This is a genomic window from Aeromonas sp. QDB63 (genome assembly GCF_027707425.1).
Taxonomy (GTDB): Bacteria; Pseudomonadota; Gammaproteobacteria; order Enterobacterales; family Aeromonadaceae; genus Aeromonas; species Aeromonas caviae.
The window spans coordinates 150436-163905 of sequence record NZ_JAPCIS010000002.1 but is presented as its reverse complement, the minus strand read 5'-3'; the positions used below and the strand labels follow the sequence as shown (position 1 = coordinate 163905).

The 13470-nt window shown below is 61.6% G+C and carries 13 protein-coding genes and 4 tRNA genes; 9 read left to right on the top strand and 8 right to left on the bottom strand.

From position 1 onward, the window contains the following. Positions 1–86 precede the first annotated feature (86 nt). The 7 genes from PG879_RS02265 to PG879_RS02235 all read left to right on the top strand — a co-directional run bounded on the left by PG879_RS02265 (position 87) and on the right by PG879_RS02235 (position 6632). On the top strand, positions 87–302 hold the full coding sequence (locus PG879_RS02265) for a hypothetical protein (RefSeq protein ID WP_010673831.1): 216 nt from the start codon (positions 87–89) through the stop codon (positions 300–302). Between the two features lie 321 nt (positions 303–623). Continuing rightward, positions 624–1205: an aminodeoxychorismate synthase component II gene (locus PG879_RS02260; protein WP_041212570.1), complete on the top strand. Its 582-nt coding sequence runs from the start codon at positions 624–626 to the stop codon at positions 1203–1205. A gap of 278 nt (positions 1206–1483) precedes the next feature. Beyond that, complete coding sequence (locus PG879_RS02255; protein WP_041212571.1) at positions 1484–2701, top strand: aspartate aminotransferase family protein; 1218 nt, start codon at positions 1484–1486, stop codon at positions 2699–2701. Between the two features lie 75 nt (positions 2702–2776). Continuing rightward, positions 2777–3796: an arginine N-succinyltransferase gene (gene astA, locus PG879_RS02250; protein WP_039039587.1), complete on the top strand. Its 1020-nt coding sequence runs from the start codon at positions 2777–2779 to the stop codon at positions 3794–3796. Positions 3797–3863: 67 nt separating this feature from the next. After that, a complete protein-coding gene (astD, locus tag PG879_RS02245; RefSeq protein ID WP_143237210.1) occupies positions 3864–5333 on the top strand; it encodes a succinylglutamate-semialdehyde dehydrogenase in 1470 nt (489 codons plus the stop codon). A 69-nt stretch (positions 5334–5402) separates the two neighbouring features. Then, positions 5403–6200: a DUF1338 domain-containing protein gene (locus PG879_RS02240; RefSeq protein ID WP_270829647.1), complete on the top strand. Its 798-nt coding sequence runs from the start codon at positions 5403–5405 to the stop codon at positions 6198–6200. A gap of 180 nt (positions 6201–6380) precedes the next feature. After that, entirely contained in the window at positions 6381–6632 is a 252-nt protein-coding gene (locus PG879_RS02235; protein WP_048207156.1) for a hypothetical protein, read from the top strand. Between the two features lie 39 nt (positions 6633–6671). Here PG879_RS02235 and PG879_RS02230 read toward each other — a convergent pair whose 3' ends face one another. After that, a complete protein-coding gene (locus tag PG879_RS02230; RefSeq protein WP_270829646.1) occupies positions 6672–7298 on the bottom strand; it encodes an HAD family hydrolase in 627 nt (208 codons plus the stop codon). Between the two features lie 164 nt (positions 7299–7462). Between PG879_RS02230 and PG879_RS02225 the strand changes: the two genes are divergently transcribed. Beyond that, a complete protein-coding gene (locus PG879_RS02225; RefSeq protein WP_270829644.1) occupies positions 7463–8827 on the top strand; it encodes an MDR family MFS transporter in 1365 nt (454 codons plus the stop codon). 104 nt (positions 8828–8931) lie between these two features. On the opposite strand, the gene PG879_RS02220 is transcribed toward PG879_RS02225, so the two are convergent. The 3 genes from PG879_RS02220 to yqfB all read right to left on the bottom strand — a co-directional run bounded on the left by PG879_RS02220 (position 8932) and on the right by yqfB (position 10720). After that, positions 8932–9318: a DUF1622 domain-containing protein gene (locus tag PG879_RS02220; protein WP_010673839.1), complete on the bottom strand. Its 387-nt coding sequence runs from the start codon at positions 9316–9318 to the stop codon at positions 8932–8934. A 61-nt stretch (positions 9319–9379) separates the two neighbouring features. Then, complete coding sequence (locus tag PG879_RS02215) at positions 9380–10300, bottom strand: alpha/beta hydrolase (protein WP_270829643.1); 921 nt, start codon at positions 10298–10300, stop codon at positions 9380–9382. 87 nt (positions 10301–10387) lie between these two features. Beyond that, positions 10388–10720 carry a N(4)-acetylcytidine aminohydrolase gene (gene yqfB, locus PG879_RS02210; protein ID WP_042014549.1) on the bottom strand — a complete coding sequence of 111 codons (333 nt, stop codon included), beginning with the start codon at positions 10718–10720 and terminating at the stop codon, positions 10388–10390. A gap of 270 nt (positions 10721–10990) precedes the next feature. On the opposite strand from yqfB, the gene PG879_RS02205 reads away from it, so the two are divergent. Continuing rightward, positions 10991–12823 carry an SLC13 family permease gene (locus PG879_RS02205; protein WP_113977792.1) on the top strand — a complete coding sequence of 611 codons (1833 nt, stop codon included), beginning with the start codon at positions 10991–10993 and terminating at the stop codon, positions 12821–12823. Positions 12824–13066: 243 nt separating this feature from the next. On the opposite strand, the gene PG879_RS02200 is transcribed toward PG879_RS02205, so the two are convergent. From PG879_RS02200 to PG879_RS02185, 4 genes are all read right to left on the bottom strand, one after another. Then, positions 13067–13150, bottom strand: a tRNA-Leu gene (locus PG879_RS02200). A gap of 8 nt (positions 13151–13158) precedes the next feature. Continuing rightward, positions 13159–13235, bottom strand: a tRNA-Met gene (locus PG879_RS02195). Positions 13236–13271: 36 nt separating this feature from the next. Next, positions 13272–13346, bottom strand: a tRNA-Gln gene (locus tag PG879_RS02190). Between the two features lie 46 nt (positions 13347–13392). Continuing rightward, positions 13393–13469 (bottom strand) — tRNA-Met (locus PG879_RS02185). Position 13470 lies beyond the last annotated feature (1 nt).

Genomic DNA, 13470 nt, shown 5'->3' with positions numbered 1-13470 from the left:
TGGATGCCTGGCTTTCTTTGTTTTACACCTTCCGGTTTGTCGCAACCTCCCCAATGTCAAACACGGGCTTTGCCCCAAGAGAAAGCATGTCTGTCGAATCACAAACCCTGAGTGAAGAGTTGGGTGACAAGGGTCACTGGCTGCGCAAGTTTCGCAAGGCCAAGAGCCTCAATACCTTGCAGTTGATGGTCTCCAACGCCATCGACAAGCACCACAAGACCCCGGCCATCGCGGCTGCCATCTATCTGGCCGAGTGCCAGCGGGAACGGGAACTGGAACAGGGCCGTTATCTGGACCGCTGAGGTCCGTTGTCAGCCCTTGCCAAGGTGACTCCTTCCCATCTGCCTGTCACGACCTGTGCCCTTTTCCCGGTCGCCTCCCGTCTCTTTTACCTTGCCATCCTGACATGGAGCGGTTGATGCTGCCCGGTCGGGGACAGGCCCACCGCCGGGTGGGGTCGACAGGCCCGGATCGCCATTGAAGAGCGGACAGACTGCACAGCAGGTGAGGTGATCGCCGGTTTATTAACGCAAAGAGACATGCCAGAATGCGCGGCGTTTGTCTGCCCGCGCTCGCAACGGGCTGTCCGATCACCGTCTCTGTCTTATTCCCAGGGTGTTTGCATGCTGCTACTCATCGACAACTACGACTCCTTTACCTGGAACCTGGTGCAATACTTCGGCGCTCTGGGGCAAGAGGTGGTGGTCAGGCGTAACGATGAGCTGAGCCTGGAGGAGATAGCCCGGCTTGCACCCCGCCATCTGGTGATCTCTCCCGGCCCCTGCACGCCAAACGAGGCGGGCATCTCTTTGGCCGCCATCTCCCGTTTTGCCGGCGAGATCCCCATCCTCGGCGTCTGTCTCGGCCATCAGTCCCTGGCACAGGCCTTTGGTGCCCGGGTGGTGCGTGCCCGTCAGGTGATGCACGGCAAGACTTCTCTCATCCGTCACAAAGGGGAGGGGGTGTTCAAGGGGCTCAACAACCCGCTGCGGGTGACCCGCTATCATTCTCTGGTGGTGGAGGCGGCGTCGCTGCCCGACTGTTTCGAGGTTACCGCCTGGAGCGAACATGCCGATGGCAGCCCGGACGAGATCATGGGGCTGCGGCATAAAACGCTGGCGCTGGAGGGAGTGCAGTTCCATCCGGAGAGTATTCTGAGCGAACAGGGGCACCAGTTGCTGGCCAACTTTTTGGCCGTTTCCTGAAAAAATTGCGATGTCTGTCTCAAAACCGTCATGAGGCAAAAAAAAATTTCCCTGAGACTTTATTCACCCTCCTCCCTGTCCAAATTATCTCTTGCCAACACCCCCTGAGCCGTTATGCAATGCGGTTGCCTAAAATCTCAAAGGCAATCGAACATTGTTCCTTATAGGCGGTTAAGTTACAGACTTTTTACTTTTTTTCTGTGATAATTCCGCCACGTTTACACGGATTTAACTTTTGGGCGGTGGATTATTCTGCCGCGAGATAGCAGGAGAGCAATATGTCAGAGTTGTTGGCAGTGACACGTGAAGTGTTTGATGAAGTGATGGTTCCCAACTATGCGCCGGCCAAAATCATCCCGGTGCGCGGCGAGGGGTCACGTGTCTGGGATCAGGAAGGCCGCGAGTATGTGGATTTCGCGGGCGGGATCGCGGTCAATGGCCTGGGCCATTGCCATCCCAAACTGGTCGAGGCCCTGAAATCCCAGGGTGAGAAGCTGTGGCACCTCTCCAACGTGATGACCAACGAGCCGGCCCTGCGCCTGGCCAAGAAACTGGTCGCCGCCACCTTCGCCGAGAAGGTCTATTTCTGCAACTCCGGCGCCGAAGCGAACGAAGCGGCCCTCAAGCTGGCCCGCCGCTACGCCATCGAGAAGTTCGGGGCCCACAAGACCCAGATCATCGCCTTCCACCAGGGCTTCCACGGCCGTACCTTCTTTACCGTCAGCGTCGGCGGCCAGGCTGCCTACTCCGATGGCTTCGGTCCCAAGCCTGCCGACATCACCCACGTCGCCTACAACAACCTGGAGGAGCTGGCTGCCGTCATCTCCGACAACACCTGCGCCGTGGTGATGGAGCCGCTGCAGGGCGAGGGTGGCATCATCAGCCCCACCGACGAGTTTGCCAAGGGGGTGCGCGAGCTGTGCGACAAGCACAACGCCCTGCTGGTTTATGACGAGGTGCAATCCGGTGTCGGTCGTACCGGCGAGCTGTTTGCCTATATGGGCCTGGGCATCACCCCGGACATCCTCACCAGCGCCAAGGCGCTGGGCGGCGGCTTCCCCATCGGGGCCATGCTGACCACCACCGAGATCGCCTCCCACCTGAAAGTGGGCACTCACGGCTCCACCTACGGCGGCAACCCGCTGGCGTGTGCCGTGGCCGAGGCGGTGATCGACGTGGTCAACACCCCGGAAGTGCTGAGCGGCATCAAGCAGCGCGAGCAGCTGTTCCGCGAAGGGCTGGAAGCCATCAACGCCAAGTACCACTGCTTCAGCGAAGTGCGCGGCAAGGGCCTGCTGCTGGGCGCCGTGCTCAACGATGACTTCAAGGGCCGCTCTCGCGACTTCCTGCTCGCCTCCATCGATCAGGGCCTGATGGCGCTGGTCGCCGGTACCAACGTGGTGCGTTTTGCCCCCTCCCTGGTGATCCCGGAAGCGGACATCAAGGAAGGGCTGGCACGGTTCGAGAAAGCGGTCGCTCAGGTGGTCAACGCCTGATCCAAATTGAGGTGGGGAGCCCTCCCGGCAGGAGCCGGGACCCCACCTGTCGTCAATGAAAGGGAGTTGTCATTTATGTTGGTTATCCGTCCTATCGAGCAGCGCGACTTCGCCGGCCTCAAGACCTGTGCCATCGAATCCGGCACCGGCATGACATCCTTGCCGGTCAACGACGAGCTGCTGCAACGCAAGATCGATGCCTCGACCCAGACCTTCCTGGACAAGCCCGCCGGCAAGGGCGAGTGCCTCTATTTCTTCGTGGCCGAGGATCTGGAGACCGGGGAGATGGTCGGTACCTGCGCCATCGACGCGGCGGTCGGCCTGTCCCAGGCGTTCTACAACTATCACATCGGCAAGGTGGTGCACTCCTCCCCCAAGCTCGGCATCTACAATGTCGTGGAAACCCTCACCCTCTCCAACGACTACACCGGCAATTCCGAGCTCTGCACCCTGTTTCTGCGTGAATGCGCCCGCGAGGGGCTCAACGGCCGTCTGCTCTCCAAGCACCGTTTCCTGTTCATGGCCGAACACCCCGAGCTGTTTGACAGTACCGTCTTTGCCGAGATGCGTGGTGTCTCCGATGGCAACGGCCATAGCCCCTTCTACGAGTGGCTGCAAAAACATTTCTTCTCGATGGATTTTCCCACCGTCGACTATCTCACCGGCATCGGCAAGAAGCGCTTCATCGCCGAGCTGATGCCCAAGTACCCCATCTACGTCAATCTGCTGAGCAACGAGGCGCGCGCCGTCATCGGCAAGACCCATGAAAAGACTCGGCCTGCCCTCAAGATGCTGCAGGATGAGGGGTTCGTGAATCGCGGTTATGTCGACATCTTCGACGCCGGCCCCACCGTCGAATGCGAGGTGAAGAACATTCGCAGCGTGCGCCGCAGCCAGAAGCTGGCGGTGCTGGTGGGTGAGCCCATCGGCGGCCATACCTACCTCATCTGCAACACCAGGTTCGAGCAATACCGCGCCTGCTACGGCAACATCCGGGTCGATCTGGACAAGCACGAAGCCATCATTCCGCCCAAGATGGCGGCCGCCCTCAAGGTGGAAAATGGCGACATGGTGCGCGTCGTCGATCTGGATTGACCCGCCCCGCAGCACAGCATTGAGACAGGCTGCCGAGGTGGCCTGCGTACCCACAGGGAGTGAATTGATGATGTCTTTAGTCCAGTGTATCGATGGCCAGTGGCTGGCCGGTGAAGGCAAGCCGTTCGAATCCATCGACCCGGCCAAAAACGAGGTGATCTGGCGTGGTGAGGCGGCAAGCCAGTCCCAGGTGGATGCGGCCGTCAAGGCGGCCCGCACGGCCTTCTACCATTGGTCCGATCTGGCCCTTGAAGAGCGCCTTGCCATCGTGCGCCGCTATGCCGACCTGCTCGGCGAGCACAAGGAGGCGCTGGCCCTGACCATCGCCCGTGAAACCGGCAAGCCCCTGTGGGAGACCCGCACTGAAGTGGCGGCCATGCAGGGCAAGATTGCCATCTCCATCCGCGCCCATGAGGAGCGTACCGGTACGGTGGAAAACCCCATGCCGGGCGCCAAGGCGTTCGTGCGCCACAAGCCCCATGGCGTCGTGGCCGTGTTCGGCCCCTACAACTTCCCGGGCCACCTGCCCAACGGTCACATAGTGCCTGCGCTTATCGCGGGTAACGCAGTGGTGTTCAAGCCTTCAGAGCTGACCCCCATGGTGGCCGAGGCCATGCTGAAGATCTGGCAAGAGGCGGGGCTGCCCAAGGGGGTGCTCAACCTGGTGCAGGGGGAGGTCGACACCGGCAAGGCGCTGGCCGGCAACCCGGACATCGACGGCCTCTTCTTCACCGGCTCCTCCCGTACCGGCCACTTCCTGCATCAGCAGTTTGCCGGCCAGCCGGGCAAGATCCTGGCACTGGAGATGGGTGGCAACAACCCGCTGATCGTGAAAGATGTGAGCGACATCGACGGCGCCGTCCATGCCATCGTGCAGTCCGCCTTCATTACCTCCGGCCAGCGCTGCACCTGCTCGCGCCGTCTGTTTGTCGAGCGCGGCGAGCGGGGCGATGCCCTGGTCAAGCGCCTGGTGGAGGTGGTCGGCCAGATCAAGGTCGGCCTCTATGACGCCGCCGAGCAGCCGTTCATGGGCGCCATGATCAGCGAGAAGGCCGCACTCGGCATGGTCGAGGCGCAAGCCAACCTGCAGCGCCTCGGTGGTGAAAGCCTGCTTGCCCTCAAGCACCTGGAAGCGGGCACCGGCTTTGTCTCCCCGGGCATCATAGACGTGACCGCGGTCAGCGCGCTGCCGGATGAGGAGTACTTCGGCCCGCTGCTGCAGCTCATTCGCTACGACGACTTCGATGCGGCCATCGAGAAGGCGAACGCCACCAGTTTCGGTCTCTCGGCCGGCCTGCTCGGTGACAATGAAGCGGACTGGAACCACTTCTTCAAGCGCATCCGTGCCGGTATCGTCAACTGGAACAAGCCCATCACCGGCGCCTCCAGTGCCGCCCCCTTCGGCGGCATCGGTGCCTCCGGCAACCACAGAGCGAGCGCCTACTATGCCGCCGACTATTGTGCTTACCCGGTCGCCTCCGTCGAAGACAGCAAGGCTGCTATGCCGGATCAGCTGTCTCCCGGTCTGACCTTCTGATAACAAGAAAATAAAAGAGGGGCACTGAACAGGTGCCCCTGTCTGTACCCGCAATCAAAGGAAAGAGAGATGCAAAAGGATATCGACACCCTGTTTGGCCATCTGTGGGACAACTACATTCAGGTCACCCCCAGTGCTCACAAGGTTCATCAACTGCTGGGCGGCGGTGCCCCCATCATCAACGATCACGTGGCGTTTCGGACCTACAACTTGCCCAAGCTCGGTCTCGAGAAACTGGCGGCCCACTTCCGCGCCCTGGGGTACGAAGAGAAGGGCGAGTATGTATTCAAGGCCAAGAAGCTCTATGCCAAACACTTCGAGCATAAAGATCCTGATGCGCCCAAGGTGTTCATCAGCGAGCTGAAGGTGGAAGAGCTCTCCGAAGGTGCCCAGGCCATCATCCACAAGCTGGTGGATCAGGTACCCGATCACCTCACCGACACCCAGGCCTTCCTCTATGCCGGCGCTCCCTGGCAGGTATCCTGGGCCGATTACCAGACCCTGCTGGCGGAGAGCGAGTATGCCGCCTGGATGGCCGCCTGGGGTTATCGTGCCAACCACTTCACCGTCAACATCAACCGCCTGAAGGACTTCGACACCATCCAGCAGGTGAATGCGGCGCTCAAGGCGGCAGGCTTCGTGCTCAACACCGTTGGCGGCGAGGTGAAGGGCGATCCCGAGGTGATGCTGGAGCAATCCTCCACCATGGCCGACAAGGCGGACGTGCCCTTCAGCGACGGCGTGCGCACCATCCCGAGCTGTTTCTACGAATTCGCCCTGCGCTACCCGCAGGCCGATGGCGTGCTCTACCCTGGCTTCGTCGAAGCGTCGGCTGACAAGATCTTCGAATCCACCAACGCCATGTAATGGCCGCCATGAAAACAACGCCCCGTCTGGGGCGTTTTTTATAGATTTACGCCGACCTGACACCCTCTTTACCTCCCCTTGACCCATCAGTTCGCGGCGATTCGCTAGCATGATGCCGCCCGCTGCCGTGGGCCATCGCCGCACCATGCCGGTGTATGCCACCCGTTTTGGAGTCATGCCATGAAGATTGTTCTGCCTTTGCTGTTTTCCCTCACTACTCTGACCGCCGCAGCGGGCGATCAGGGCAGCCGTACCCCGCCCAAGCCTCCGCGCGAGCTGTCGGCCGAGATGAAAGCGGCGTTTGAGAGCTGCAAGGAGCATGGCAAACCGGGGGAGTCGGAATTTGACAACTGCATGTCAGATCTGGGATTTGAGCGGCCGGACGGCCCGGCACCGGCAGGTGGGAAGCAGGGGGAGAATGAGGCCGAGTAAACTGGTGCGGGCCAGTCGGTTAGGATGGGCCCGCACCGCTCACACCCGTTGCAGTGCCCCTTCGGTGGCCAGCAAGGTGGTCATGCCGGCGGCCTTGCCCGCCTGAATGCCTATCCGGGTGTCTTCAAACACCAGGCAGTTGGCCGGGTTGGCGCCGAGCTGCTCGGCCACTTTCAGGAAGGTGTCCGGGTGGGGCTTGTGATTGACCACATCATCGGCACTCACCAGCACGGAGATGAAGGCATCGAGCCCGGTCTGACGCAGGATGTACGCCGCATGCTCCCGGGATGAGCCGGTGCCTATGCCCATGGGCACCTTGCCGTGGCAGCGTTTGACCAGCTCCCACATAGCGGGGAAGACGCTGACCCTGTCGATCTGTGCCAGATAGAGGGCAATCTTGCGGCGGGCGAAGGCCTCCACGTCGATGGCCAGCCCGTGCTGCTCTGCCAGCATGGTCACTATCTTGCGGGTGGGGATGCCGCCGTACTCGTTGAGCTGTGCCCGATCAAACGGCAGGCCGAACTCGGCACTGGTGATTTCCCAGGCATCCAGGTGCAGAGGCATGGAGTCCACCAGGGTGCCATCCATGTCGAAGATCAGGGCGTCGTACTCGTCGAATCGGGGCTGTTCACTCTGGTGATGATCGCAGGGGGATGACAGGGGCATGGGGGGCGTCCTCTTCGGCAAAGACTCACCCTAGCAGATCCGGCTCGCAGATGTCGCGACCTTCATCATGGTTGGCAGTGGTTTTGACCATCGGCTAATGATTTATGAGACAATAATGTGCCTTGTACCCCCTGTGCCGATATCTCACATGAGCGAGCCTGCCTATGTCCCCCAAAACCGTCTTCTCGAGCGTGGCCCTGGTGATCGCCCTGGGCTCACTGGAAAAGAGCATCGTCACCACCCCCTTGCCGATCATAGGGGTTGAGCTGAACGCCGGTGCCGCCCTCACCTGGGTCGTGACCGCCTATCTGCTGGCGGCCACTGCGGCCCTACCCATCTATGGCAAGTTGAGCGACATGTTCGGCCGGGTACGCATGCTCAACATCGGTATCGGCCTGTTTCTGGCTGGATCCGTGGCCTGCGCCCTGGCCCAGGATCTGCCGACCCTGCTGGCAGCCCGCGTGCTGCAAGGGTTGGGGGGCGGGGGGCTGATCGCGCTCGCCTTCACCGTCATCGCCGACTGTATTCCGCCACGGGAGGTGGGCAAGTATCAGGGGTATATCTCGGCGGTCTATGCGGTCTCCAGCATCGCAGGCCCGCTGCTCGGTGGCTATTTTACCGAGCAGCTCAGCTGGCGCTGGATCTTCTGGATCAATCTGCCTCTCGGTGCCATCGCCCTCTGGCTGGTGAACCGCAATCTGGGTCACCTCAATGTGCGTCGCCACAGCCGCTTCGACTGGAAGGGAGCGGCACTGCTCATTACGGTCACTACCCTCACCCTGTTGCTGCTCTCGCCGGAAGCGGCCTTGCCCGCCGTCTGGCTCGCGGCTGCGCAGGGGGTTGTCCTGTTGCTGCTCGTCCTGACTGAGCGGCGGGCGCACGACCCCATACTGCCGGCCCACCTGGTGCGCCTGCCGGGTTATCTGGTGAGCGTGCTGCTGGCGCTGGCCTCGCAGTTGCTGATGTTTGCCGTGCTGGTCTACCTGCCGTTGCAGATGCAGTGGCAAAAGGGGATGAGCGCCAGTGACAGTGGCGGGATCATGGTGATCTTCATGGTCTGCATCACGGCGGGGGCCTTCGTCGGCGGCAAGCTCATCGGTCGCACCGGTCACTACAAGCGTTTCGTGGTGGCAGGTTTTGCCCTGGCAGCGCTGGCCCTGTGGCAGATCCACTTCGACCTCTGGGCCAGAGTGGGACTGGGGTTTGCCGGATTGGGGCTGGGCCTGGTGCTGCCGGCGCTGTCGGTGGTGGTGCAAAACGCCCTGCCACGTGAAGATCGCGGCATCGGCATGTCGCTGTTCAACTTCGGCCGCGAGCTGGGGGGCGCGGTCGGGGTGGCCATCTGCTCCGTGCTGTTTCACTCCGCTCTGCCAGCGGGCAGCAGCCACAACCTGGCCAGCCTGAGCCCGGCCGAGCTGGCACCCGGTTTCAGCGCCACCTATATCGGCATGGCGCTGATCGCCACCGCCGCCCTGCTGGTCACCTTGCTGGCATTGAAGCGCCACGAGCTGGCCAGCAAGCACGCCTGATGGTTGCTATCGGATACAAAGAGGGCTCCCCGCGGGGAGCCCTCTTCATGGGATCAGGCAGGTGCCTTTCCTTCCGTGTCGTGGCCTTGTGCCACTCAGCCCGCTCATCGGGCGTCGGGGCGGGAAGGTGACCTGACAGGCTCGGGTTGCTGGCGCTCGGCCTGGGCATCGAGCTCCTTGCCGAGGAAGTAGTTCAGGAAGGTGCGGATGACCGCGATGATGGCGAGGCGCACCAGCTCCTCCTTGCTGGGGGCCACCGTGGTGGCCAGGATGTCGGCAGCGAGCTGGAACTCCAGCGCCAGGATGAGCCAGCTGCCGAAGCAGAGGCGGATACGGGGAAAGCCGGGCTCGTGATCCCGCACTCTGGCCGCCAGCCAGAGGGTCTTGCCAAGGCCGATGACCACGCATGCGATGGAGATGATCTCCAGCAGCAGCTGGAACAGCTCCACCCCGTGCATCATGCCCTCTTTCAGGCTCGCTATCTCGAACACTCGGGTTACCTCCCTGATTCAAAAGAGACACTTTTAACACGGCTTGGGGGCCGGTTCCAACTCAGAGTCTTCTGAGCATCATGGCTATCTGGTCGATGAGCTGACGAGCGGCAGGGCTGATGGCCGCCAGTTGGAAGTAGCCGTGGATGACGCCATGCTGCCGCTGGCAAGTGGCATCGACGCCAGCCTGCACCAGCTTGCCATACAGGGCTTCCCCTTCGTCGCGTAGCGGATCATATTCCGCCGTGACGATATGGGTCGGCGGTAATCCTGACAGGGCGGGATGGTGGAGCGGGCTGGCTTCGGGATGGCTGGGGGGCAGGCTGCCCAGGTAGGCGTGAAAACCGCTTGCGAGCATGTCCCGGGTGATGAGGTAGTCGTCACCGAGATCGCGGTAGCTTTGGCTCTCGCAGAGGGCATCCAGCATGGGATAGAGAAGCAGCAGGGCCTTGGGCAAGGGGGCGCTGGCAGCCTTGAGCCGCAAGGTGGTGACCAGGGCGAGATGACCCCCTGCGCTGTCGCCAGCAATGGCGAGACGTGCCGGATCTCCATGCCATTTCTCCACCTCGGCCATGATGGCCTGCGTGGCGGCCAGCGCATCGTCGTGAGCCGCAGGATAGGTGTGTTCCGGGGCGAGGCGGGTGTGTACGGCGAAGATCAGGGCGCTGGTCCGGTTGCACAGCATCCGCATCTGGCGATCGTGGGTCTCGAAATCCCCGCTGACAAAACAGCCGCCGTGAAAATAGATCAGCACCGGATACGCGGGGTCCGGTTTGTCTGCGGGCCGATAGCAGCGGATGGCGTGGTGATCGGCCTGCCACTCTTCGATGGCGCCCACCTCTTCCCGCTCACCGCCCAACAGGGCAGAGGCTAGGTAGCCGTCACGGCGCGCCTGCCAGCTCAGCTGGCTCGCCTTGGGACGACCTGCGGCGATGAAGTCTGCCACCATGGCTGCGATGGCCGGTTCGAGTTGTTTTTCCATAAGACACCAATGACTGTATATAAAAACAGTCATTGTGCGCTTTTGGCCCGTGAGCGCAACCGGCGTTAGCTGAGGCAGCTCACAAAATCAGGCTTCAATCAGCACGAATTCAATCACATAAAGGGGCGGCAGTGCGGGGTAGATATCGCGGATCACATCTTTAAGCTCGGGGAGGGTCATGTTCTCCTGACGGGCGTGCTCGTCGCTCAGCGCCTCAAAGGCGACCGCCTTGACCGAGATGACTTCAATGGTGCCAAAAGGCTGGTGTTCCGGGTTGGTGAACAGGGCCAGGCGCTGGCCGGGCCGCCAGTTTGCCTCGCTCTCGTCGCGGATGGTGATGGTCTTTCGGCCAGCCTGGATGTCGGCGACAAAGCGGCTGAAGAAGGTGAATGCCGGGTAGGCCGGGGTGTGCTGGGTCATGTCGTCTCCGAAGGGCAAGGGGTGAGAGGGCGGCTCAGGCCGCGGCGGGCCCATTTTAGGAGGGGCGGGGGGAGCGTGCAGCACTTTTTACCCCGACATGTGAAGGGCGACCGACTGCGTTCACGGACCGGTAAAATGGCCGCAACTGAACCTGAATGTGAGATGATGCGGTCTCCTCTTTCTTGATATGTAACAAATCAGGGGGACGGGCTCTGTGGTCTGATGGCGTCCGAGGCCGGCCGTGGTTGACGTTGAACAAAAGGAGCAAGTGTGAATTCCGAGTTGATCTGGGTGCTCAGCATGCTGGTGGGTGCCATTCTCCTGTTTATTACCAACAAGGTACGCATGGACGTGGTCGCCTTGTTGATCATCATCCTGTTCGTGTTGAGCGGCACCCTGACCCTGCCGCAGGCGCTGGCAGGATTCAGTGATCCCAACGTCATTCTGATTGCCGCCCTGTTCGTGGTGGGGGAGGGGCTGGTGCGTACCGGCATCGCCTATCAGGTGGGAGATGCCCTGGTGAAGGTGGCCGGCAGCAGCGAAACCCGCATGCTGGTGCTGCTGATGGTGGCGGTGGCGACCCTGGGGGCCGTGATGAGTTCGACCGGGGTGGTGGCCATCTTCATCCCCGTGGTGCTGAGCGTGGCGAACCGGATGGGGATCCCGGCGGGCAGACTGATGATGCCGCTCGGCTTTGCCGGCCTTATCAGCGGCATGATGACGCTGGTGGCGACGCCGCCCAACATGGTGGTCAACAGTGAACTGATGCGCCACGACATCCAGGGGTTCGGCTTCTTTGGCTTTACCCCCATGGGAGTCATGATTCTGGGGATGGGGATCCTCTACATGCTGCTGATGCGCAACCGTCTGGTGCGTGAAGGAGAGGAGGGCAAGGGCAAGCAGATGGGACGCAGCACCATGCGGGATCTCATCCGTGACTACCGGCTGGCGGGGCGAGCACGCCGACTGGCGATCCGGCCCGATTCCCCCCTGATCGGCCAGACCCTGGACGAGCTGCAATTGCGTGCTCGCTTCGGGGCCAACGTCATCGGGATGGAGCGCTGGCGCAAGTTCAGGCGGGTGATGGTCAGTGTCACCGGGGTGACCGAGTTCCAGGCCAAGGACGTGCTGCTCATCGACATGTCGGATCCCGAGGTGGATGTGCGGGAGTTTTGCAGCGAGGCGCGGCTCGAGCCCATGATATTGCGCGGAGAGTATTTCTCCGACCAGGCGCGGGAGGTGGGCATGGCGGAGGTCTCCCTCATCCCTGGCTCCCGGCTGCTCGGCAAGAGCATCCGCGAGGTGACCTTCCGTTCCCGTTACGGTCTGAGCGTGGTGGGGATCCGCCGGGATGGAGAGGCGCTGACCGGCAAGCTGGTGGACGAGGCGCTGCAGATGGGGGATACCCTGCTGGTGGTGGGGAACTGGAGCCTCATTCGTCAGTTGCAGACCCATCATCGCGATTTTCTGCTGCTGGGCCTGCCTGCGGAAGTGGACGAGATGGCGCCGGCCCGCAGCCAGGCCATCCACGCCCTGATTGCCCTCGGGGTCATGATAGTACTGATGGTGACGGATCCCGTGCCCAACGTCATTGCGGCGCTCATCGCCTGCCTGCTGATGGGCAAGTTCCGCTGCATCGATCTGGAGAGTGCCTACAAGTCCATCCACTGGCCGACCCTGATCCTCATCGTGGGCATGTTGCCCTTTGCCCTTGCATTGCAGCAGACCGGCGGGGTGGATCTCATCGTCGGCGCGCTCATCTCGGCGGTGGGGGAGATGGGCCCCAGGGTGATGCTGGCCAGCCTCTTCGCGCTCTGTGCCGTCATCGGGCTCTTCATCTCCAACACGGCGACGGCGGTGCTGATGGCGCCCATCGCGCTGGGGACGGCCCATCAGATGGGGGTATCGCCTTATCCCTTTGCCATGACCATCGCCATCGCCGCCTCGGCAGCCTTCATGACGCCAGTCTCGTCGCCGGTCAACACCCTGGTGCTGGGCCCGGGCAACTACAAGTTCATGGACTTCGTGCGCATTGGCGTGCCCTTCACCTTGCTGGTGATGGTGGTAAGCGTCATCGCCATCCCCTGGTTCTTCCCGTTCTGACGACAGCAAACGATATGGCGGCCTGCGGGCCGCCTTTTTATTGCCCGCAGTGCTCTGCGAGATGAAAAGGGCGGCATCACGCCGGAGCAGGGCATTGCGCTGTCGCAGAGGAGAGCACAAGGCTCAGCCGTTGATACATACGGGGCGTTGCAGGCGTGCGATGGCGTGGAGAGGGGAAGAAGAGCGGCAAACGCCGGATACAAAAAAACCAGCCTGAGCTGGTCTGTTTGGTACTGCTTTCGATGGTGCGGAAGGAGAGACTCGAACTCTCACGCCTAGGGCGCCAGAACCTAAATCTGGTGCGTCTACCAATTTCGCCACTTCCGCAAGAATAATGGTGGCTATGACGGGATTCGAACCTGTGACCCCCGCATTATGAGTGCGATGCTCTAACCAACTGAGCTACATAGCCGTCTTGTGCACGACTTGCGTCGAATACAAGCAAAAATGGCTGGGGCACTAGGATTCGAACCTAGGTATGGCGAGATCAAAACCCGCTGCCTTACCGCTTGGCGATGCCCCAACAGTGTTCTTTGCAATCGGATGATTGAAGGAACGTTTTTCAAACATGGTGGCTATGACGGGATTCGAACCTGTGACCCCCGCATTATGAGTGCGATGCTCTAACCAACTGAGCTACATAGCCT

Excerpts from the sequence above, each read along its gene's own strand:
- PG879_RS02265 (WP_010673831.1), top strand. The coding sequence starts at position 87 with ATGTCTGTCGAATCACAAACCCTGAGTGAAGAGTTGGGTGACAAGGGT.
- PG879_RS02260 (WP_041212570.1), top strand. The coding sequence starts at position 624 with ATGCTGCTACTCATCGACAACTACGACTCCTTTACCTGGAACCTGGTG.
- PG879_RS02255 (WP_041212571.1), top strand. The coding sequence starts at position 1,484 with ATGTCAGAGTTGTTGGCAGTGACACGTGAAGTGTTTGATGAAGTGATG.
- astA (WP_039039587.1), top strand. The coding sequence starts at position 2,777 with ATGTTGGTTATCCGTCCTATCGAGCAGCGCGACTTCGCCGGCCTCAAG.
- astD (WP_143237210.1), top strand. The coding sequence starts at position 3,864 with ATGATGTCTTTAGTCCAGTGTATCGATGGCCAGTGGCTGGCCGGTGAA.
- PG879_RS02240 (WP_270829647.1), top strand. The coding sequence starts at position 5,403 with ATGCAAAAGGATATCGACACCCTGTTTGGCCATCTGTGGGACAACTAC.
- PG879_RS02235 (WP_048207156.1), top strand. The coding sequence starts at position 6,381 with ATGAAGATTGTTCTGCCTTTGCTGTTTTCCCTCACTACTCTGACCGCC.
- PG879_RS02230 (WP_270829646.1), bottom strand. The coding sequence starts at position 7,298 with ATGCCCCTGTCATCCCCCTGCGATCATCACCAGAGTGAACAGCCCCGA.
- PG879_RS02225 (WP_270829644.1), top strand. The coding sequence starts at position 7,463 with ATGTCCCCCAAAACCGTCTTCTCGAGCGTGGCCCTGGTGATCGCCCTG.
- PG879_RS02215 (WP_270829643.1), bottom strand. The coding sequence starts at position 10,300 with ATGGAAAAACAACTCGAACCGGCCATCGCAGCCATGGTGGCAGACTTC.
- yqfB (WP_042014549.1), bottom strand. The coding sequence starts at position 10,720 with ATGACCCAGCACACCCCGGCCTACCCGGCATTCACCTTCTTCAGCCGC.